Source organism: Pseudomonas sp. VA159-2 (assembly GCF_024126635.1).
Lineage (GTDB): Bacteria > Pseudomonadota > Gammaproteobacteria > Pseudomonadales > Pseudomonadaceae > Aquipseudomonas > Aquipseudomonas muyukensis.
In genome coordinates this window covers 31,952-51,383 of record NZ_JAMYBV010000018.1, presented here as the reverse complement: position 1 = coordinate 51,383, position 19,432 = coordinate 31,952, and the positions used below count along the sequence as shown (strand labels likewise).

Genomic DNA, 19,432 nt, shown 5'->3' with positions numbered 1-19,432 from the left:
ATGGCACCACGACCGCGCAGCCCGAAGAACAGAACGCTCCCGCCCAACCTGTACCCAAACGGGAAGTACTGGCGGTACAAGAACCCGATCACCGGGAAGATGACCAGCATCAACAAGCCGTATGAGGAGGCAGTGCGCCTGGCCAAGGCTGCCAACGCCAAGCTGGCCTTCCTGATGACCGACAACGGCGAAATGCTGGCGACCATCACAGGCGAGCGCCTACCGACTATCGGCGCCCTGATCGATCGCTTCGAAACCGAATGGCTGCCCGAGCGCGGCTATGCGCGTTCGTCCCTCGACGAGATCGGCTACAAGCTCAAGCGCTACCGGGCGGATATCGGGCACCTGCTGGTGGGGCAGTTCGACGTTCTTGCCGCCGCCGAGTACCTCGACCAGTTCAGCAACAATGCCTACACGAAGCACCGTAGCCTACTAGTCAGCATACTGACCTTCGCGATCGCCAAGGGCATGGTGGAGCGCAACGCCGCCGACATGACGCTGCTCAAGAAGGAAGCTAAGAAGAAGCGCCAGCGCCACACGCTGGAGGGTGTCCAGAAGATCCTCAATGCCGATACCACGCCAAGCTGGCTCAAGCGCGCCATCAGGCTGGGCCTGACCAGCTTGCAGCGACGTGAAGATATCGTGACCTGGAAGAAGTCGGCGGTCGACCTGATCAAGAATACCATCAGGGTATCGCCAGGCAAGACCGACAACTACGACACGCCGATCCACCTGCAGATCGTCATGGGCAAGGCTCTGCGCGAGACAGTGAACGAGTGCTTCCGGTCGCCGATCATTTCGCCACTCCTCATCCATTACCGTCCGAAGGCGCGCCGCCAGGATCAGATCGAGGCAAAAGAGCACTGGACGGCTGTCACCCCTGACTACCTGTCCAAAAGCTTCAGGAAAGCCAGGGACGCCGCGAAGGCCTACGATCACCTGGAGTTCGAAGAACGCCCGACTTTCCACGAGATCCGGGCCCTGGGCGCCTGGCTCTACGAGCAGCAGAAATTCTCAACTGAATACGTCCAGTTGCTGATGGGGCACGCCACTGCCGAAATGACAGAGCGGTATCAAGACGGGCACGCACCGAAGGGAATTCAGTACGTCGAAGTGAAGGCTGACCTGGCCATCTGACGAGCGGTAAGCGCCCGGCAAGACCAGATAGAGGTGGGAGGTTTTGCAAAAGTTTTGCAAAAGTTTTGCAAAAACAAAAAGGGCGACCCTCTCGGATCGCCCTTCAAGTGCCCGGAAACCGGGGCTTTTGTTTGGTAGGCACAATTGGACTCGAACCAACGACCCCCACCATGTCAAGGTGGTGCTCTAACCAACTGAGCTATGTGCCTGTCGTGTGGGGCGCATTCTACCCGAACACACCCCAGTGTCAACTGTTTTTTTCACGCTAACCCACTGAATATTAAAAATATTTGTAGAAGCCCCACGCCACCCTGGCAGTAAAGGATTTTCACCGGACGACTAGCGGGTGTTTATTATTATTGATAGCATCGGTACATTCGTTAAAAATATAAAACACGAGGTTCCTCGAGCATGGCCAACACCCCCTACCCCCAGTCCTACTATGCCGCCTCGGCCAACCCGGTGCCGCCACGTCCGGCGCTGCAGGGTGAGGTGGAAACCGATGTGTGCATCATCGGCGCCGGCTACACCGGCCTGTCCAGCGCCCTGTTCCTGCTGGAGAACGGCTTCAAGGTGAGCATCGTCGAAGCGGCCAAGGTCGGCTTCGGCGCCTCGGGCCGCAACGGCGGCCAGATCGTCAACAGCTACAGCCGCGACATCGACGTCATCGAACGCACCGTAGGTCCCAAGCAGGCGCAACTGCTGGGCCAGATGGCCTTCGAAGGTGGCCGCATCATCCGTGAGCGCGTGGCCAAGTACAACATCCAGTGCGACCTGAAGGACGGCGGCGTGTTCGCCGCGCTGACCAGCAAGCAGATGGGCCACCTGGAATCGCAGAAGCGCCTGTGGGAACGCTTCGGCCACAACCAGCTGGAGCTGATGGACCAGAAGCGCATCCGCGAAGTGGTGGCCTGCGACAGCTACATCGGCGGCATGCTCGACATGAGCGGCGGTCATATCCACCCACTGAACCTGGCCCTCGGCGAAGCCGCCGCGGTCGAGTCGCTGGGTGGCATCATCTATGAACAGACCCCGGCCGTGCGCATCGAGCGCGGCGCCAATCCGGTGGTGCACACCCCGCAAGGCAAGGTGCGGGCCAAGTTCATCATCGTCGCCGGCAACGCCTACCTGGGCAACCTGGTGCCGGAGCTGGCCGCCAAGTCCATGCCGTGCGGCACCCAGGTGATCACCACCGAGCCCCTGGGCGAGGAGCTGGCACGCACCCTGCTGCCGCAGGACTACTGCGTCGAGGACTGCAACTACCTGCTCGACTACTACCGCCTGACCCGCGACAAGCGCCTGATCTTCGGCGGTGGCGTGGTGTACGGTGCCCGCGATCCGGCGAACATCGAGGCGATCATCCGGCCGAAGATGCTCAAGGCCTTCCCGCAACTGAAGAACGTCAAGATCGACTACGCCTGGACCGGCAACTTCCTGCTGACCCTGTCGCGCCTGCCGCAGGTCGGCCGTATCGGCGACAACATCTACTATTCCCAGGGCTGCTCCGGCCATGGCGTGACCTACACCCACCTGGCGGGCAAGGTGCTGGCCGAGGCCCTGCGTGGCCAGGCCGAACGCTTCGACGCCTTCGCCGGCCTGCCGCACTACCCGTTCCCGGGCGGGCAGATGCTGCGCGTGCCGTTCAGCGCCATCGGCGCCTGGTACTACAGCCTGCGTGACCGTCTGGGCTTCTAAGAAGGTCAGGGCCGCTTGGCGGCCCACCGCGTCGTCTGCTTCGCCAGCAAGGCTGGCTCTTACAGGATACTGTGGCTTGCCGGCGAACACCGGCAAAGCCGGGGCCAGCCACCGCGTTGCCTGCTTCGCCAGCAAGCTGGCGCCTACAGGGCGCGATGGCTGCTACGGCCTTGTGCCGTCCTTTGCGCTCAATGTCCCAGGCTGTTGACTGCCTGCCTGGCAGCAATTTCCTGCCCAGCACGGGCCAGCTCGTCCGCCGCCTGCAACCAGCGCTGGCGATCCACCTGCGCCGGCAATTGCCGCGGCGACTGTACCAGTACCGCCCAGTTGCCCTCCTTGGCCCAGGCCGACTCGAAATCAGCGAACCCCAGCAACTGGCGCCGATGCATGCCCGAGCGCAGCAGCACCCGCTGCTTGTAACGGTCGTAGCCGATCAGCACGGCATAGCGCGGCTCGCTCCACCAGGCCGAGCCCTCCTGGTAACGCAGCAGCACCGGGTAACCCGCCGCCACCTGGGTCAGCAAGGCATCGAGCCGCGCGTCCAGCGGGTAGACCAACATGCCGTACTCGCGGGCCACCTTGGGGATGGAGGATTGCAGCGTCTCGGCCGCCTGCGGCAGGCCCAACGACTTGTCCAGCAAGCCTGGGGTGATCGGCGCGCCCTGACGCGACAGCACCGCCGCCAAGGCCATCGAACCACTGTGGTTGGCGTTGCCGCGGTAGAACGGCACGCTGCTGATCTCGACCCGCTGCGCCAGGCCTTTGAGTGCGCTCGAAGGTGGGCTGGCACAACCGGCCAGCGCCGCGAGCGCCAGGCAGGCGATCAGCAGGCGGCGTGGCGTCCGGGGCATGGGGGGCTTTGGCAACATGGGCACTCGCTTGATCCGACACCGGGCGCCAGTGCCCGGCCATGACCGCCGATCATAGGCTGCGCGAGCGTCCGGGTATAGCCCGGCGGCGGCTTGGAACGAAACGACCCAAGCACTAGACCTTCGGTCAATGGAACGCCACAGCCGCCAGGCTAGACTAAAGCTGTGTCTGGATGGCGAGCCCGGCTCGCCAGAGAGAAGGAGGCACACATGAGCCTGACAATGGCAATTCTGGTACTGCTCGGCATGTGGCTCAGCGTCGCGGCGGCCATGCTCTGGGGCGTGCTGCGCATCGTACGGCGGCATACCCACCCACACCACCTGCCACCACAAACCCTGGCCAAACCACAGCCACTGCGCCGTTCACGGCGGCATGCCGGGGCCCATTGATCTGAACTGATTGTAAAACGCCTCGCGGGGCATGCCCGCTTCCACGCCGCCTGGTAGCTGGCGTGGCAGCACGCGTGCCCCGCGAGGGTCTCAGCCTGGGTCAGCCCTGGGCCGCCTCCCGCTTCAAGCGCGCTCGACGGGCCATGATGTTGAGGATCTCGATGGCGGTCGAGAACGCCATGGCGGCATACACGTAGCCTTTCGGTACATGGGCGCCGAAGCCTTCGGCGATCAGGGTCATGCCGATCATGATCAGGAAGCCCAGGGCCAACATCACCACGGTCGGGTTGTCGTTGATGAACTTGGCCAGCGGATCGGCGGCCACCAGCATCACGATCACTGCGCTGATCACGGCAATGATCATGATCGGCAGGTGCTCGGTCATGCCCACGGCGGTGATGATGCTGTCGATCGAGAACACGATGTCCAGCAGCAGGATCTGGAAGATCGCGGCGGTGAAGCCGATGGTCACGGTGCTGCCGACCTTGGACTCTTCCTTGGCGCCATGGGGGTCGACGCTTTCGTGGATCTCCTTGGTCGCCTTCCACAGCAGGAACAGGCCACCGGCGATGAGAATCATGTCCTTCCACGAGAACGTGTGGCCGAAGACATCGAGCACCGGTTCGGTCAACTGGACGATCCAGGCCACGGTGCTGAGCAGCGCCAGGCGCATGACCAGGGCCATGCTGATACCGATGCGTCGCGCCTTGGAGCGATACGCCTCGGGCAGCTTGTTGGTGAGAATCGAGATGAAGATCAGGTTGTCGATACCCAGCACCACCTCCATGGCCACCAAGGTGGCCAGGGCTACCCAGGCGGTGGGGCTAGCGGCGAGTTCCAGTAAATATTCCATGGGGCAATCCTGCTCGGTCAGATGTCCTGGGTGGCGGTCTTGGCGTCATCGGCCTTGGTCTTGTCGCCATCGCTGCCGATGGCCTCGCTCAACGCCTGCTGCGCGGTTTCGTTGGTCTTGTCGATGGCCTGCTTGGCCGTTTGCGCGGCCTGGTCGAGCATCTGCTGGGCAGATTTCTCGGCCTGCTCGCAGCCACTCATGGCGAACAGCGCCAGGGCCAGCACCAGAGGGGTACCGATGGATTTGAAGTGCAGCATGAGGTCCTCGCTTGTCGATGTCCTTGCGACGCCCGCTGGCGCCTGATGGGTCGGCATTCTAGAGAGACTGAAACATCCAGAAAATTCGTATTTTCAGCGGTTATACTTCGGTTTTTACGAATCGGGACGCGCCATGCTCAACTACCGCCAGCTACATTACTTCTGGGCTGTAGCAAAGACCGGAAGTATCGCCCGCGCCAGCGAACAGCTGAACCTGACCCCACAGACCATCAGCGGCCAGATCAGCCTGTTCGAGCAGACCTGGAACCTGGAGCTGTTCCAGCGCGTCGGCCGCCAGCTGGAGCTGACCGAGCGCGGCCGCCAGACCCTGGCCTACGCCGAGCAGATGTTCCAGATCGGCGGCGAACTCGAAGCCATGCTGCGCGCAGGCCCCCAGGAGCAGATTCTGTTTCGCGTCGGTGTCGCCGATGTGGTGCCCAAGTCCATCGTCTATCGCCTGCTGGCGCCGACCATGGAGCTGGACAACGTGCTGCGCATCAACTGTCGCGAAGACAAGCTCGAGCGCCTGCTCGCCGACCTGGCGATCCAGCGCCTGGACCTGGTGATCTCCGACAGCCCCATGCCCAGCCACCTGGACATCAAGGGCTACAGCCAGAAGCTCGGCGAATGCGGCCTGAGCTTCTTCGCCACTCCCGCCCTGGCCGCGCAACTGGCCAAGCCCTTCCCGGCCTGCCTGGACGACGCGCCGCTGCTGATCCCCGGCCAGGAGACCGTGCTGCGCAGCCGCCTGCTGCGCTGGCTGGGCGAGCAGCAGGTGCAGCCGCGCATTGTCGGCGAGTTCGACGACAGCGCGCTGATGCAGGCCTTTGGGCAGTCCGGCAGCGGCATTTTCGTCGCCCCCAGCGTGATCGCCGAGGAAGTCTGCCGTCAGTACGGGGTTCGCTTGATCGGCCAGACCGAGGCGGTGAACGAGTCGTTCTACGCCATCTCGGTGGAGCGCAAGGTCAAGCACCCCGGGATCGTGGCGATCACCGAGGGCGCCCGGCGGGAGCTGTTTCACTGGTAACGCCCTGATAAACGCGCTTGTGGGGAGCGCCCGACGGGCTATGGAAGGCGATTGTAAAATGCCGATCTGCAGGAGCGGACTCATCCCCTCTCCTGCCCCGTTGTCGCCCCCCGGGCCCATATAGCCTGGCCTGTGGTAAAGTCGCGCCCTTTCACGCAACCGGATTTCGCTGCACATGACCCCCATCCTCCGCCTCATCAACCGCACTGGCCTGGTGACGCAGATCTGCATCGGCCTGGTGGCCGGCATTCTCCTCGCCCTGTTCGCCCCCGCCGTGGCCCGCGACCTGGCCTTCCTCGGCAAGGTCTTCGTCAGCGCGCTCAAGGCCGTGGCGCCGGTACTGGTGTTCATCCTGGTGATGGCCTCGATCGCCAACCACCGCCACGGCCAGGAAACCCATATCCGCCCAATCCTCTGGCTGTACCTGCTGGGCACCTTCTCCGCGGCGGTGGTGGCCGTGGTCGCCAGCATGCTGTTCCCCTCGCACCTGGCCCTGGCCACCGGCGAGGCCACTCTCAGCGCCCCCGGCGGTATCGCCGAGGTGATGCAGAACCTGCTGCTGAGCGCCGTCGACAACCCGGTCAACGCCCTGCTCAACGCCAACTTCATCGGCGTGCTGACCTGGGCCATCGGCCTGGGCGTGGCCCTGCGCCATGCCGGCGAGACCACCCGCACCGTGGTCGAGGACCTGTCCAACGGCGTGACCCTGATCGTGCGCGTGGTGATCCGCTTCGCCCCGCTGGGCATCTTCGGCCTGGTCAGCGCCACCCTGGCCCAGTCTGGCCTGGACGCATTGCTCGGCTACCTGCACCTGCTCGGTGTACTGATGGGCTGCATGCTGTTCGTGGCGCTGGTGATGAACCCGCTGATCGTGTTCTGGAAGATCCGCCGCAACCCTTACCCGCTGACGCTGCTGTGCCTGCGCGAAAGCGGCATCACCGCGTTCTTCACCCGCAGCTCGGCGGCCAACATCCCGGTCAACCTGGCACTGTCGGAGAAGCTCGGCCTGCACGAGGACACCTATTCGGTGTCGATCCCGCTGGGCGCGACCATCAACATGGCCGGCGCGGCGATCACCATCACCGTGCTCACCCTGGCCGCCGTGCACACCCTGGGCATCCCGGTAGACCTGCCGACCGCCGTGCTGCTCAGCGTGGTGGCGGCGGTGTGCGCCTGTGGCGCCTCGGGCGTGGCTGGCGGTTCGCTGCTGCTGATCCCGCTGGCCTGCAGCCTGTTCGGCATCCCCAGCGAAATCGCCATGCAGGTGGTGGCGGTCGGCTTCATCATCGGTGTGTTGCAGGACTCGGCGGAAACCGCGCTCAACTCCTCCACCGACGTGTTGTTCACCGCTGCCGCCTGCCAAGCCATGGAACGGCGTAGCGCCTGAGCCCAAGGCCGGCGCCTGCCCGCAGGCGCCGGCAAAAGCCACGCAGCGACCGGCGATTGCTTAAGCCAGACGCTTTACCTACGCTAGTGGCCTTTTCCTCGCAATGAGACAGGGCCATGTCAGACCACCCAACCAGCGGCGAAGCCCGCTTCACCAGCACCGAGATCCGCGTGCTGGGCGCGCTGATCGAAAAGCAGGCCACCAGCCCGGAAACCTACCCCTTGACCCTCAATGCCCTGGTCCTGGCCTGCAACCAGAAGACCAGCCGCGAACCGGTCATGAACCTCTCCCCCGGCCAGGTCGGCCAGGCCTTGCGCGCCCTCGAAGGCCAGGACATGGCCCGCCTGCAGATGGGCAGCCGCGCCGACCGCTGGGAGCATCGGGTGGACAAGGCCCTGGAGTTGGTGCCGGCGCAACTGGTGCTGATGGGCCTGATGTTCCTGCGTGGCCCGCAGACCCTCAACGAGCTGCTGACCCGCAGCAACCGCCTGCATGAGTTCGAGGACGTCGACCAGGTCCAGCACCAGCTCGAGCGCCTGATCTCCCGTGGCCTGGCCCTGCACCTGCCGCGCCAGGCCGGCCAGCGTGAAGACCGCTACACCCATGCCCTGGGCGACCCGGCAGAGACCGAGGCGATCCTCGCCGCGCGCCATCAGGAAGGCGGCGCCCGGGCCAACGCGGCGCAGGCGGCGGATGAGCGCATCGAGGCGCTGGAGGCCCGGGTGGCGGCCCTGGAAGCGCGCCTGGCCGCACTCGAAAGCTGAGTCAGGGCGCTTCGGCCTTGGGGAAGTTGCGGCAACTCTTGCGTTCGGCCAGCTCCCGCTCGCTGGGGCGCTGGTCGACGAACACGGTGCGGCCGTCGCGATAGATTTCCAGGTAGCCCCAGTGCAGGTCCTGTTCGGTCTGCCCGGGCTTGGGCGGCACGAGCCACCAGGGTTCGCGGCTGATCAGGGTCATGGCGCAGCTCCTGCGGGTGTCTGCGCTAACTATAGACACCCAGGCATTACCGCCAGGCCGTCCAGGCCAGCGGTGCAAGGTGACGGCCTGGCGGGGCATTGTTCCCGCATGCGCAATTGTGAAGTGCCAAAGGCAGTCATTCCCAGCGCCTGGGGGCCGGTCTACGCTCCCTCCTGTCGCTCATCCCTCAAGAGGAATTGCCCACATGTCCCGTCCGCCATTGCCCCCGTTCACCCGTGAAACCGCCATCGAGAAGGTGCGCCTGGCCGAAGATGGCTGGAACAGCCGCGATGCCGCCAAGGTCGCCCAGGCCTACACCACCGACACCCATTGGCGTAACCGGGCCGAGTTCTGCAACAACCGCGAGCAGGCGCAGGCCTTCCTCACCCGTAAATGGAACCGCGAGCTCGAATACCGCCTGATCAAGGAGCTGTGGGCCTTCACCGACAACCGCATCGCCGTGCGCTATGCCTACGAGTATCGCGACGACAGCGGCCAGTGGTTCCGCGCCTATGGCAACGAGAATTGGGAGTTCGCCGAAGACGGCCTGATGCGCAACCGCCATGCCAGCATCAACGAGCAACCCATCAGCGAGGCAGAGCGCAAGTTCCGCTGGCCGCTGGGGCGGCGCCCGGACGATCACCCGGGGCTCAGTGACTTTGGCTTCTGAGCGAGGTTATTGCGGGGACTCAGGCTGGGGCGACGCTGTTCGCCCCTGACCTTGAGGTGCCTACCACAGGCAGCGGTTGCGCCAGCCGTCCACTTAGCCGTGCCAGCTCTGCACCACCAGCCGGGTCGCCGCGGCGATCGGCTCGTGACGCCATGGCGAGGACTGCTGCGGGCCACGGCTGAATACCACGAGGATCCACGGTGCCCGCCCCGGGGGCCAGACGATGCCGACATCGTTGGCCACGCCGTAGTCGCCCGAACCGGTCTTGTCCCCCACGACCCAGCCTTCTGGCACCCCGGCGCGAATCCGCGCATCGCCGGTGGTGTTGCCCTTGAGCCAGGCCTGCAATTGCTCGCGCCCGGCCGCCGCCAGGGCATCGCCGAGCAGCAGGCGCTGCAGGGTGACGCCCATCGCCAGCGGCGTGGTGGTGTCGCGCGGGTCGCCGGGCAACGCGGTGTTCAGCGTCGGCTCGTTGCGGTCCAGGCGGAACGTCGGGTCGCCGAGCTGGCGGGCGAAGGCGGTAAGGCCCGCCGGGCCGCCGACTTGCTCCAGCAGCAGGTTGCCGGCGGTGTTGTCGCTGTATTGCAGCGTGGCGGCGCACAGCTCGGCGACGGTCATGCCCGCGCCCACGTGCTTTTCGGTAATCGGCGAATAGACCACCAACTGCTTGGCAGCATAAGCGATACGGCGCTTCAGCAGGCCGTTGTCGGTCTGGCTGCGGTACAGGATAGCGCCGGCCAGCACGGCCTTGAAGGTGCTGCAGAAAGCGAAGCGTTGTTCGGCGCGGTAGGCCAGTTGCCTGCCGCTGCCGGTGTCGAGGGCCCACAGGCCGAGGGTGATGCCGGCGGAGTGTTCGAGTTGCTGCAGCTGGCGTTGCACCGGGTCTGCGGCCCAGGCCGGCAGCGCCAGGGCGGCGGAACAGCCCAGGGCGCCCTGGAGCAGGTGGCGGCGGCGAATGGTCGATGGCATGGTCGGGGCCCTGTGGCAATGAACGAGGGGCGCAGGCTAGAAGGTTTTGCCCGGCAAGCCAAGGCGTTCGCGCAGCTGTCGCCGGCCGGCTGCAGTGCCAGCCGCCTGTGAAGGGTTACCTACACCTGCTCGAGCTCGGCATGTCCAAGGCCCTGCGCGAGCAACTGGCCGGCGTGGGCATCGAGCGCTGTGGCAGCTACCACCCGAAGCTCCCTCCTTCGCCGGGGTCACTGCGACACCGAGGCGTCCGATCACCATTGCATCTGGGCAGGCTTCGACATCGCCGAGGTGTTTGGTGAAGGGCCTTAGGGCCAGGCCCCTCAAGGTGTTGAGAATTGGCACTCGACTTGGACTTGTCGGGGTCGCTTTGCGACCCTTTCGCGACACAAGGCCGCTCCTACAAGGCACGCCTGGTCAGGCTACCGGGGGGAGGCGGGACGAAGGCTCGACGGACATTCAGAAGCCCTGTTGGACACATTCTCTGGTTTCATACCCGTAGCATGTGAACTGCCAGGCCTGCCACGGCGCAAGCGCATAGAACCTGGATCACACCCCGCTTGAAGCCGAACAGGGCAATGGCTGCCGCCACCGCGATCAGCGCTGAAGGCCAGTCAAACGCCCCACTGAAGCCCTTTGGCCAAAGCACGTGGTAGCCGAAGAACATGGCGAGGTTGAGGATCACCCCCACCACAGCGGCGGTGATGCCCGTCAGCGGTGCGGTGAATTTCACCTCGTTGTGAGTGGACTCCACCACTGGGCCGCCGATCAGGATGAACATGAACGACGGCAGGAATGTGAACCAGGTGACGAGGATCGCCGCGACTGCGCCGGCAAGGAAAGGGTATTGCATCCCAAGCATCGGATGCAGGTAGCCACCGACGAAAGCGACAAAGGCTACCACCATGATCAACGGTCCCGGCGTAGTTTCGCCCAAGGCGAGGCCATCGATCATCTGGGCAGGCGTCAGCCACCCGTAATGCCCGATAGCCCCCTGGTAGACATAGGGCAACACGGCGTAAGCGCCGCCAAAGGTCAAAAGTGCGGCCTTGGTGAAGAACCAGCCCATTTGCGTCAGGGTGCCGTCCCAACCATACGCCAGCGTCAGCAGGCCCATCGGCACGGTCCAGAGTACCGCCCCGATCAAGACCAGACGCAGCAAATGCCCCAGCCGAAAACGTGCATGTTCAGGCGTTGGTGTATCGTCGTCGATCAGTGCCGGGCCGTAATTGCTCATGGCCGCCCCATGACTGCCACCCATGATGAATTTGCCGGGCGCAAGGCGACCCCCTATGTAGCCGACAATCCCGGCGAACAGCACAATCAGCGCAAACGGCACCTTGAGGGCGAAGATTGCCACGAACGACGCTGCGGCCAAAGCCCAGAGCCAACCATTCTTGAGTGCGCGCGATCCGATACGATGAGCCGCGTGAACGACTATCGCCGTGATTGCGGGCTTGATGCCGTAGAACACACCCGCCACTACCGGCACATCACCGAAGGCAATGTACATCCAGGACAAGCCAATCAAGATAAACAGCGACGGCAGCACGAACAGCACACCGGCGATCACCCCACCCCAGGAGCGGTGCATGAGCCAACCAATGTAGGTGGCGAGCTGCTGTGCCTCGGGGCCTGGCAATAACATGCAGTAGTTCAGCGCGTGCAGGAAGCGCTTCTCACTGATCCACCGCCGGCGCTCGACCAGCTCTTGGTGCATGATCGATATTTGCCCGGCGGGGCCGCCAAAACTGATAAAGCCCAGCTTGAGCCAGAACAGAACTGCTTCAAAAAAGCCGATAGGCCGCTGATCGGCCTTCGACCCAGGCGGCTCGCTGACAGGGCGGGCGGTCTCAACCATGTGGATTTCCCTTGCAGGCTCTGGCAAAAGCAACGGGCGCCAGCGCGCTGAACAATGCGCGCATCATCCCTGAGTACTTGAATGGTCCGGGTTATGCGAGTAATTGTTGGCGTAACGCACCGTCATTTCCAGTGCCCGCGTCATGTCAGGATGCGTGAACTGATACTTGCGTTCCAGCTGCTTGCTTTCGGTCATGTCAAAACGCTGGGTCTGGATGAAGTCCAATGACTCGGCACTGATCGCGAGTCGGGCCGCCAGGCCAGGTATCGCCAACAGCCAACGCAGCAAGCCAATCGGTATATGGCGACGGGGCGCCTTGACTCGCAGCGCTTTCGCCATTTGCTCCAGCATCCCCTGCAAGTTCGGTGTGTCTTCATAAAGCGCCAGAACTTGCCGGTTTGCCATACTGGGGTCGAACGCTACGCAGGTGATCATCGTCACCAGGTAATCGACGCTGACCAATGGCAACCAGTGCCCGGCAGAACCGGGGATCGCCTTGAGGCGGCCTTGGGCCAGGTTGCGGATGAGCGCGACCAGGGGCTGTCCTTCCAGAATGTGCCCGCTCTGGCTGTGCCCACACACCGTGGCAGGATGAACGATGGTGCAAGCCGCGTCGACCTCCTGCATGTAGCGGATAACGGCAAAGTGCGACTCGAGCTTGCTGCCCTCGTAAGCGCCGACCCGGCCGTAGACTGCGCTCCAGTTGGTATTTTCAGGGCTCTCGCAGTCCACCCCGATGCTTGCCAGATGGCCAAGGTTTTGCAGCATGAAGCCGCCCACCATGAGCAAGCGGCCGCGCAGGCTCGCGGCAAGCCTGGCCACGTTCAGCGCGCCTTGCACATTCACTGCACGGGCGCGCTCTACGGTCAGCCCCCAGGAAAATTGCGCCGCAAGGTGAAAAATCACCGAGGCCGACGACACACACTGCAGGTCTGCGGCGCTTAGCCCAAGTCCCTCCTGGCTGATATCACCTTCAACGGCGTGGACCAAGGCAGGATTGCCACCCAACTGGCCTATCTGTTCTCTTAAGCGCCCGATGTTTTCGGGGCTGCGCATGAGTACCCAGGTCCTGTGCCCTGACAGGGTGAGGCGGGCCACTAGATGTTGGCCGACAAAGCCACTACCGCCTGTAACGAAGCATTCCACGCTCATGTCTGATTCCTTGTCTGGATGAGCGGTGCAGGCTAAGGTGTAGAGCGTGCTCTACAGTCAAGGAGTTTTTGAGTGTGAATGTTGCAGAGTTGGAACGTCGCAGTGGAGTCGGGCGCCATGCCCTGCGCTATTACGAACGGCTCGGGCTTATCACCGCCCAACGCCAGGCCAACAATTACCGTGCCTACAGTGATCAGACCGTTGCCGACCTGGCGTTCATCCAAAGTGCGCAAAACGTAGGGTTTTCACTTGCCCAGATCGGGGACATCCTTGCGGCCAGGCGGGGCAATACGATCAATTGCGCGCAAGGCGCAGCCTTGGTTGCCAGCAAAATGGTCGAACTCCAGGACAAGATCACCGCCTTGCAAGCTGCGTATGTTTTTCTCGACGGGGAACGGCAAAAGCTTGAAGCCAGTGCCCTGGCACTCGGGCAGACTGTTCCCCAAGCTTCTGCAGGGGGGACATGATTGGACATGGGCCGATGGGGGATCTCGCTTGCTGGCCCCTTACCGCTGCAACTTGACCTCTGCTCCGTTGCTACAGGCTGCCATGGGTCAATAGCGTTCTGCCAGCCGTGAGGACAGGCCGCAATACCCATGGGCGACCCTTGGCGACTGATGGTTTCGACCCCATCCATTCGACTGTCTACAGTCAATTCAGTCTCGGCGTCACAAACGCTACCCCCATGGACTGGAGCAAAGACATGCCGGCTTGTCCCCTACCGACTGACGAAACGCAGCGCCAGCAGACCCTCGATGAAATGAATGTGCTGGATACACCGGCTGAGCATTACCTCGATACCCTGGTGCGGCTTACTCAAGAAGTGGCGCACGTGGATACTGTGCTGATCAGCCTGATCGATCACGATCGGCAATGGTTCAAGGCCAGGATTGGGCTAGACGTAAACGAGACTCCGCGCGATGTGTCCTTCTGCGGCTACGCCATTCTCGGTGACGGCACCCTGCTGGTGGCAGACGCCGAGTGCGATTCGCGCTTCGCCGACAATCCGCTGGTACTTGGCGCACCCTATATCCGCTTCTATGCCGGTCACCCCTTGCGTGCTGGAAACGGCAAAGCGATCGGCACGCTATGCATGTTCGACCCTCGCCCACGCCTTCTAAGTGAGGCCGAGCAGGCCAACTTTAGAGACTTGGCCACGCTCGCAGAAGGCTATCTGCAACTGCGCAGCTTGATACAGGCCAACCACGACTTACGGCTTGAAATGGACCGTGAGCAACGCAAGGCTTTGCTTGATCCGCTGACACAGCTATGGAACCGCGGGGCGTTGGCCGCCTTCCAGGATGGTGAACGCCGTTTGGCAAAAGAGAAAGGCCTGCAGTTGGGTACTCTGTATGCGGACCTTGACCACTTCAAGTCTGTAAACGACAAGTATGGCCATGCTGACGGTGACCAGGTGCTTTGCGAGTGTGCCCGTCGCCTGCGAGCGGCCCTTCGCCCGGAAGACTTGCTGGTACGCCAGGGCGGTGAAGAATTCGTCGCATTGCTGCGGGTAAAGGACTGTGACGAGCTGGTGCGGATCGCGGAGCGCGTGCGCCTGCTCGTTGGCAGCAGAGCGATGCAGCTCTCCGGCGGCCCGCTGAGGGTGAGCCTCAGCGTAGGATGTACGCTAGCCGCCGATAGCGAGCAGATCGATGATGCCCTGCGCCGCGCCGACAGCGCACTTTACGCAGCCAAACAGGGAGGGCGAGATCAAGTTGTCTATGTACCGCCGATCTTGTGACAATCCAAGCTGGGCCATGGCGGTCCCACGAGTGCTCAGGTTGATGCCTCGTTGTGGCCTGGCCTACGTGTGACTGACGCTTGCCATGAGTCGGTAGCGCATCTGACCGCTTGCGACATGCGGACACCTGTAATTAGCCCCGTTCTTGCATCGGATGCGAAGCGATCGTCCGCTGAGCGATTGGCGCGATCGGAATTATTCATGGCGTCTTGCGCTAGTGCCATGCCGAAGTCCAAGCCGTAGCATCTCCTTATCCAAGGGGCCTTTCCCAACAAAGGAGATAGCATGATTTCCAATACCGCATTGATCACCGGAGCCTCGAGCGGCATCGGACTTGAACTGGCACGTATCCATGCAGCCAAGCATGGCGATGTTGTCCTGGTAGCCCGCTCACGTGACAAGCTTGACGCCATAAAACAGGAGCTCCAGACCCGATACGGGGTGAAAGCCTATGTCATCGTGGAGGATCTGGCCGATCCCGCCTCGGCAGATCGCATATTCTCTGCCACCGAAGCCTTGGGGTTGTCCATTGACATTCTGATCAACAACGCCGGTTTCGGTGGGCATGGCAAGTTTGTCGAGCGCGATCTCGCGGCCGATCAGGCCATGATGCAAGTGAACATGACCACGCTTACCGCCTTGACCCATCATTACCTCAAGGCAATGGTGTCGCGTCGGCACGGGCGTATTCTCAACGTCTCGTCGACCGCCTCGTTCATGCCGGGCCCCTTGCAGGCGGTTTACTACGCTACCAAGGCGTACGTGACCTCATTCACCCAGGCGATCGCCGAGGAGGTGAGGGAGTATGGTGTGACAGCCACCGCGTTATGTCCAGGTGCGGTGGCAACAGGCTTCGTCGCTGCGGGGGATTTGCAGGGCGTGGATGTCTGGAAAAACGCCAGGACGGCGGAATCCGTGGCGCAGCGCGGTTACAAGGCCATGGAACGCGGTGAATTGGTTGCCTTTAACGAAGGCAAGTTGCGCGTCGTGCTCGACTGGATCGTTCCGCTGCTGCCTCGCAAACGGGTACTCAAGATGTCCCGCCAAGCGATGGAGAAGGCATCCTGATAAGGCTTGAGGCGCGGCGGCCTTCTTCAGGCCTGCTACCCGCCACACCACTTGAAATTGGCTTCCAAAGAGATCGCTAGACCATGAAGCAAGCCAAGCATTTTGCAGTGCATTGCGGGTGGAAACTCATCATTTCTGATTTGCGAATAGCACCTGGGGATTTGCTGGCCCTGGCCGAGCTACCGGCCGATTTGTTCAGCCGCAAGGATGCGTCGCTTTCCCCGCCGGAATACTTCCGGCTGTTTCGCAGCCTCGAACAGATGGTGGGGGTGTCGCGCTTACCGTTGCTACTCGGTGGTTCCATTTCGGTCGAAGCTTTCGATCCGGCTCTTTTTGCCTGCCTGTGCAGTCCTGACCTCAACGTCGCGCTGGCTCGGCTTGCAGAATACAAACGCCTCTGTGGGCCTTTGGCGTTGGATGTCAATTTCACCGAGGCTCACACCGAGGTATTTATCGAATGCTACGGTTACGACCGTCCGCTGCCGCACAGCCTCTGCGCCACGGAACTGGTTTTCCTGACCCACCTGGCGCGCCTCGCCACACGGCACGCGATAACGCCCTTGGAGGCGGAACTGGTAGCGATACCCAACCCGGCAAAACCGTGTGAAGACTTCCTGGGGTGTCGCTTGCAACAAGGTGACTGCAATCGGATTCGCTTTTCGACAGAGGATGCTGCCCGCCCTTTCCTGACCGAGAACATTTCCATGTGGCAGTTCTTCGAGCCGGAACTCCAGACGCGGCTTTCACGGCTTGAAGCCGGCGCCAGCGTACGTGAGCGAGTAGGCAGCGCACTGCTCGACATGCTCCCGAGCGGCCGGAGCAGTATCGACGATATCGCCCGTCGCCTGGCAATGAGCAAGCGCTCGCTTCAGCGGCATCTTGCGGACGAGGCGCTGAGTTATCAGGACGTGCTCAATGACACACGAGAGGGCCTGGCTCGCCATTACCTGACTCGCTCGACCCTCTCGCCAGGGGAAATTTCCTTCCTGATTGGCTTTGTGGATGCCAATTCGTTCTTGCGCGCCTTCAAGGCCTGGACAGGAATGACCCCAGGTGAGTATCGAAGCCAGCACAGCCACTGAAACCCAAGGTCTGAACGTCCGCCATCAGTCGAAATCGGCCCATGGTGTCTAGCGTTGGGAGCGCAAGCCGGCACGCCGAGAAGCGGCTATTCCACGGCCTCCTCCACACCCCGGTCCTCGCCCAGGAACCCACCGCTCTGGTGCTGCCACAACCGCGCATAGGCGCCATTTCTGGCCAGCAACTGCGCATGGGTGCCCTGCTCGATGATGCGCCCTTCGTCCATGACGATCAGGCGGTCCATGGCGGCGATGGTCGACAGCCGGTGGGCGATGGCGATCACCGTCTTGCCCGTCATCATCTCATCGAGACTTTCCTGGATCGCCACCTCGACTTCCGAATCCAGCGCGCTGGTGGCTTCGTCGAGCAGCAAGATCGGCGCGTTCTTGAGCATCACCCGGGCAATGGCGATGCGCTGGCGTTGGCCGCCGGACAACTTGATGCCGCGCTCGCCCACCAGGGTGTCGTAGCCGCTGTGTCCCTGGCGGTCGCTCAGTTGGCTGATGAAACCATCGGCCTGGGCGCTGGCGGCGGCGCGGTGGATCTGCGCCTCGCTCGCATCGGGCCGGCCGTAGGCGATGTTGTCGCGGATCGAGCGATGCAGCAGCGAGGTGTCCTGGGTGACCATGCCGATGGCGCCACGCAGGCTGTCCTGGGTGACGTGGGCGATATCCTGACCATCGATGCTGATCTGACCGCTGTCGACATCATAGAAGCGCAGCAGCAAGTTGATAAGCGTCGACTTGCCGGCACCGGAGCGGCCCACCAGGCCGATCTTCTCGCCCGGGCGGATCGTCAGGCTCAGGCCATCGAGCACCTGGCGCTCGCCGTTGTAGTTGAAGCACACGTTGTCGAAGGTCACCGCCCCACCACGAGGCTCCAGCACCTTGGCATCGGCGGCGTCCAGCACCTTGGGCGTGCGGGTCAGGGTCGCCATGCCGTCCTGCACGGTGCCGATGCTCTCGAACAACGACGTCATCTGCCACATGATCCAGTGCGACATGCCATTGATACGCAGGGCCATGGCGGTGATCGCCGCCACCGCGCCGGCGCCGACCTCGCCCTGGTGCCACAGCCACAGCGCATAGCCACCGGCACCGAGGATCAGGCCGACCACCAGCGCCTGGTTGACGATCTCGAACTGGCTGACCAGGCGCATCTGGCGAAAACCGGTGTGCTTGAAGTCTTCCATGGCAGCGCGGGCGAAGTGCGCCTCGCGCTTGCCGTGGCTGAACAACTTGACCGTGGTGATGTTGGTGTAGGCGTCCGAGACCCGCCCAGTCATCGACGAGCGCGCGTGGGCCTGCTCCTGGCCGACCTGGCCCAGGCGCGGCACGAAATACAGCATGGCCAGGCCGAACAGGCCGATCCAGGCCAGAAACGGCAGCATCAACTTGAGGGCGAAGCCGCCGGCCAGGGCGATGATCGCCACGAAATACACACCGATGCCCGGCAGGATCTCGATCAGGGTGAACAGCACCTCGCGCACCGCCAGCGCGGTCTGCATCACCTTGGTGGTGACCCGCCCGGAGAACTCGTCGGAGAAGAACGACAGGCTCTGGCGCAGCATCAGCCGGTGGAAGTCCCAGCGCAGGCGCAATGGCAGGTTGATCGCCAGCACCTGGTGCTGCACCGCCGTGCGCGCCGCCACCAGCCCGACGCTGGCCACCAGCACCACCCCGGCGCCCCACAACACGCGGGTTTCCTCGGCGCTCACGGCGCTGCCGGCCTGCCAGTGGGCAAGCAGGTCCACTACCTGGCCGAGGAAGGCGAACAGCCAGGCCTCGTACAGTGACACCGCGGCGCTGAGCACGGCGAAGGCGAGGATATAACCGCGCGCGCCGCGGGTGCAGGCCCACATGAACCGGGCCAGGCCCATGGGCGGCGGCGGTGCCTCGTCGGGTGGGAAAGGGTCGAGCCAGCGTTCGAATACACGCAGCATGGGGGTCTCCGGATAAGTCAGACCAGGCGATTGTGACAGCTAACGCGCGCCGATGGTTGCAGCAGCTGTTACACCAAAGCCTGTAGCCGGCTGCCGGTGAGCTTGTACCGCGTCGCCTGCTTCGCCAGCAAGGCTGGCTCCTACCGGCCTGGCTGGTGGCAAACGGCGTAGGAGCCGGCTTTGCCGGCGAACACCGGCGCAGCCGGTGCCATCCACCGCGTCGCCTGCTTCGCCAACAAGGCTCGCTCCTACGGGCATTGCAGGCCGCTACAGGTGGCAATAAGCAGCGGTTATCACAGGATCCAGACTAGTCATTAGGCAGCCTCCCCCACGCGCTCTACAGTCGATCCACGCCGACCGCCATCGGGTCGGCCGCCACT

The 19,432-nt window shown here is 63.2% G+C and carries 18 protein-coding genes, 1 tRNA gene and 1 pseudogene; 11 read left to right on the top strand and 9 right to left on the bottom strand.

Features of this window, described 5'->3' with window-relative positions; translation table 11 throughout:
* Entirely contained in the window at positions 1-1,137 is a 1,137-nt protein-coding gene (locus tag NJG22_RS17600) for a tyrosine-type recombinase/integrase (RefSeq protein WP_253096368.1), read from the top strand.
* A 132-nt stretch (positions 1,138-1,269) separates the two neighbouring features.
* Here the strand turns inward: NJG22_RS17600 and NJG22_RS17595 are convergent.
* Positions 1,270-1,346, bottom strand: a tRNA-Val gene (locus NJG22_RS17595).
* Positions 1,347-1,548: 202 nt separating this feature from the next.
* Between NJG22_RS17595 and NJG22_RS17590 the strand changes: the two genes are divergently transcribed.
* Positions 1,549-2,832, top strand: coding sequence for an FAD-binding oxidoreductase (locus tag NJG22_RS17590; protein WP_217847400.1), 1,284 nt, complete (start codon positions 1,549-1,551; stop codon positions 2,830-2,832).
* A 188-nt stretch (positions 2,833-3,020) separates the two neighbouring features.
* Here NJG22_RS17590 and NJG22_RS17585 read toward each other — a convergent pair.
* A pseudogene (locus NJG22_RS17585) lies at positions 3,021-3,757 on the bottom strand (peptidase C39 family protein).
* 154 nt (positions 3,758-3,911) lie between these two features.
* On the opposite strand from NJG22_RS17585, the gene NJG22_RS17580 reads away from it, so the two are divergent.
* Positions 3,912-4,091, top strand: coding sequence for a hypothetical protein (locus NJG22_RS17580; protein ID WP_253096367.1), 180 nt, complete (start codon positions 3,912-3,914; stop codon positions 4,089-4,091).
* A 100-nt stretch (positions 4,092-4,191) separates the two neighbouring features.
* Here NJG22_RS17580 and NJG22_RS17575 read toward each other — a convergent pair whose 3' ends face one another.
* Together NJG22_RS17575 and NJG22_RS17570 are read right to left on the bottom strand one after the other, a co-directional pair.
* A complete protein-coding gene (locus NJG22_RS17575) occupies positions 4,192-4,944 on the bottom strand; it encodes a TerC family protein (RefSeq protein WP_253096366.1) in 753 nt (250 codons plus the stop codon).
* 17 nt (positions 4,945-4,961) lie between these two features.
* The gene (locus NJG22_RS17570) at positions 4,962-5,201 is read right to left on the bottom strand and encodes a hypothetical protein (RefSeq protein ID WP_253096365.1); all 240 of its coding nucleotides are present in this window, start codon (positions 5,199-5,201) and stop codon (positions 4,962-4,964) included.
* Between the two features lie 133 nt (positions 5,202-5,334).
* Between NJG22_RS17570 and nhaR the strand changes: the two genes are divergently transcribed.
* The 3 genes from nhaR to NJG22_RS17555 all read left to right on the top strand — a co-directional run bounded on the left by nhaR (position 5,335) and on the right by NJG22_RS17555 (position 8,379).
* Positions 5,335-6,228: a transcriptional activator NhaR gene (gene nhaR, locus NJG22_RS17565; RefSeq protein ID WP_253096364.1), complete on the top strand. Its 894-nt coding sequence runs from the start codon at positions 5,335-5,337 to the stop codon at positions 6,226-6,228.
* 175 nt (positions 6,229-6,403) lie between these two features.
* Positions 6,404-7,615, top strand: coding sequence for a serine/threonine transporter SstT (gene sstT, locus NJG22_RS17560; RefSeq protein ID WP_253096363.1), 1,212 nt, complete (start codon positions 6,404-6,406; stop codon positions 7,613-7,615).
* Positions 7,616-7,731: 116 nt separating this feature from the next.
* Positions 7,732-8,379: a YceH family protein gene (locus NJG22_RS17555; protein WP_253096362.1), complete on the top strand. Its 648-nt coding sequence runs from the start codon at positions 7,732-7,734 to the stop codon at positions 8,377-8,379.
* A 1-nt stretch (position 8,380) separates the two neighbouring features.
* On the opposite strand, the gene NJG22_RS17550 is transcribed toward NJG22_RS17555, so the two are convergent.
* Entirely contained in the window at positions 8,381-8,572 is a 192-nt protein-coding gene (locus NJG22_RS17550; RefSeq protein ID WP_217853901.1) for a hypothetical protein, read from the bottom strand.
* A 205-nt stretch (positions 8,573-8,777) separates the two neighbouring features.
* Between NJG22_RS17550 and NJG22_RS17545 the strand changes: the two genes are divergently transcribed.
* Complete coding sequence (locus tag NJG22_RS17545) at positions 8,778-9,242, top strand: DUF1348 family protein (RefSeq protein WP_253096359.1); 465 nt, start codon at positions 8,778-8,780, stop codon at positions 9,240-9,242.
* Positions 9,243-9,335: 93 nt separating this feature from the next.
* On the opposite strand, the gene bla is transcribed toward NJG22_RS17545, so the two are convergent.
* The 3 genes from bla to NJG22_RS17530 form a co-directional block, all read right to left on the bottom strand.
* Entirely contained in the window at positions 9,336-10,211 is an 876-nt protein-coding gene (gene bla, locus NJG22_RS17540; RefSeq protein WP_290445142.1) for a class A beta-lactamase, read from the bottom strand.
* 487 nt (positions 10,212-10,698) lie between these two features.
* Complete coding sequence (gene chrA, locus NJG22_RS17535) at positions 10,699-12,069, bottom strand: chromate efflux transporter (protein WP_253096356.1); 1,371 nt, start codon at positions 12,067-12,069, stop codon at positions 10,699-10,701.
* Positions 12,070-12,132: 63 nt separating this feature from the next.
* On the bottom strand, positions 12,133-13,221 hold the full coding sequence (locus tag NJG22_RS17530) for an SDR family oxidoreductase (RefSeq protein WP_253096354.1): 1,089 nt from the start codon (positions 13,219-13,221) through the stop codon (positions 12,133-12,135).
* A gap of 74 nt (positions 13,222-13,295) precedes the next feature.
* Here NJG22_RS17530 and NJG22_RS17525 point away from each other — a divergent pair, with 74 nt between their 5' ends.
* The 4 genes from NJG22_RS17525 (at position 13,296) to NJG22_RS17510 (ending at position 17,112) form a co-directional block, all read left to right on the top strand.
* Positions 13,296-13,688 carry a MerR family transcriptional regulator gene (locus NJG22_RS17525; protein WP_253096351.1) on the top strand — a complete coding sequence of 131 codons (393 nt, stop codon included), beginning with the start codon at positions 13,296-13,298 and terminating at the stop codon, positions 13,686-13,688.
* Between the two features lie 236 nt (positions 13,689-13,924).
* Positions 13,925-14,962, top strand: a complete 1,038-nt coding sequence (locus NJG22_RS17520) for a sensor domain-containing diguanylate cyclase (protein WP_253096423.1) — start codon at positions 13,925-13,927, stop codon at positions 14,960-14,962.
* Between the two features lie 285 nt (positions 14,963-15,247).
* The gene (locus tag NJG22_RS17515) at positions 15,248-16,030 is read left to right on the top strand and encodes an SDR family oxidoreductase (RefSeq protein WP_253096349.1); all 783 of its coding nucleotides are present in this window, start codon (positions 15,248-15,250) and stop codon (positions 16,028-16,030) included.
* Between the two features lie 83 nt (positions 16,031-16,113).
* On the top strand, positions 16,114-17,112 hold the full coding sequence (locus NJG22_RS17510; RefSeq protein ID WP_253096346.1) for an AraC family transcriptional regulator: 999 nt from the start codon (positions 16,114-16,116) through the stop codon (positions 17,110-17,112).
* A gap of 86 nt (positions 17,113-17,198) precedes the next feature.
* On the opposite strand, the gene NJG22_RS17505 is transcribed toward NJG22_RS17510, so the two are convergent.
* Positions 17,199-19,052, bottom strand: coding sequence for an ABC transporter ATP-binding protein (locus NJG22_RS17505; protein ID WP_253096344.1), 1,854 nt, complete (start codon positions 19,050-19,052; stop codon positions 17,199-17,201).
* Between the last annotated feature and the right edge of the window lie 380 nt (positions 19,053-19,432).

What these genes read in the sequence shown, in the direction of transcription:
- bla (WP_290445142.1), bottom strand. Translation starts at nt 10,211, where the DNA reads ATGCCATCGACCATTCGCCGCCGCCACCTGCTCCAGGGCGCCCTGGGC.
- chrA (WP_253096356.1), bottom strand. Translation starts at nt 12,069, where the DNA reads ATGGTTGAGACCGCCCGCCCTGTCAGCGAGCCGCCTGGGTCGAAGGCC.
- NJG22_RS17515 (WP_253096349.1), top strand. Translation starts at nt 15,248, where the DNA reads ATGATTTCCAATACCGCATTGATCACCGGAGCCTCGAGCGGCATCGGA.
- NJG22_RS17530 (WP_253096354.1), bottom strand. Translation starts at nt 13,221, where the DNA reads ATGAGCGTGGAATGCTTCGTTACAGGCGGTAGTGGCTTTGTCGGCCAA.
- NJG22_RS17505 (WP_253096344.1), bottom strand. Translation starts at nt 19,052, where the DNA reads ATGCTGCGTGTATTCGAACGCTGGCTCGACCCTTTCCCACCCGACGAG.
- NJG22_RS17520 (WP_253096423.1), top strand. Translation starts at nt 13,925, where the DNA reads ATGCCGGCTTGTCCCCTACCGACTGACGAAACGCAGCGCCAGCAGACC.
- NJG22_RS17545 (WP_253096359.1), top strand. Translation starts at nt 8,778, where the DNA reads ATGTCCCGTCCGCCATTGCCCCCGTTCACCCGTGAAACCGCCATCGAG.
- NJG22_RS17570 (WP_253096365.1), bottom strand. Translation starts at nt 5,201, where the DNA reads ATGCTGCACTTCAAATCCATCGGTACCCCTCTGGTGCTGGCCCTGGCG.
- sstT (WP_253096363.1), top strand. Translation starts at nt 6,404, where the DNA reads ATGACCCCCATCCTCCGCCTCATCAACCGCACTGGCCTGGTGACGCAG.
- NJG22_RS17510 (WP_253096346.1), top strand. Translation starts at nt 16,114, where the DNA reads ATGAAGCAAGCCAAGCATTTTGCAGTGCATTGCGGGTGGAAACTCATC.
- NJG22_RS17555 (WP_253096362.1), top strand. Translation starts at nt 7,732, where the DNA reads ATGTCAGACCACCCAACCAGCGGCGAAGCCCGCTTCACCAGCACCGAG.
- NJG22_RS17580 (WP_253096367.1), top strand. Translation starts at nt 3,912, where the DNA reads ATGAGCCTGACAATGGCAATTCTGGTACTGCTCGGCATGTGGCTCAGC.
- nhaR (WP_253096364.1), top strand. Translation starts at nt 5,335, where the DNA reads ATGCTCAACTACCGCCAGCTACATTACTTCTGGGCTGTAGCAAAGACC.
- NJG22_RS17590 (WP_217847400.1), top strand. Translation starts at nt 1,549, where the DNA reads ATGGCCAACACCCCCTACCCCCAGTCCTACTATGCCGCCTCGGCCAAC.
- NJG22_RS17550 (WP_217853901.1), bottom strand. Translation starts at nt 8,572, where the DNA reads ATGACCCTGATCAGCCGCGAACCCTGGTGGCTCGTGCCGCCCAAGCCC.
- NJG22_RS17575 (WP_253096366.1), bottom strand. Translation starts at nt 4,944, where the DNA reads ATGGAATATTTACTGGAACTCGCCGCTAGCCCCACCGCCTGGGTAGCC.
- NJG22_RS17600 (WP_253096368.1), top strand. Translation starts at nt 1, where the DNA reads ATGGCACCACGACCGCGCAGCCCGAAGAACAGAACGCTCCCGCCCAAC.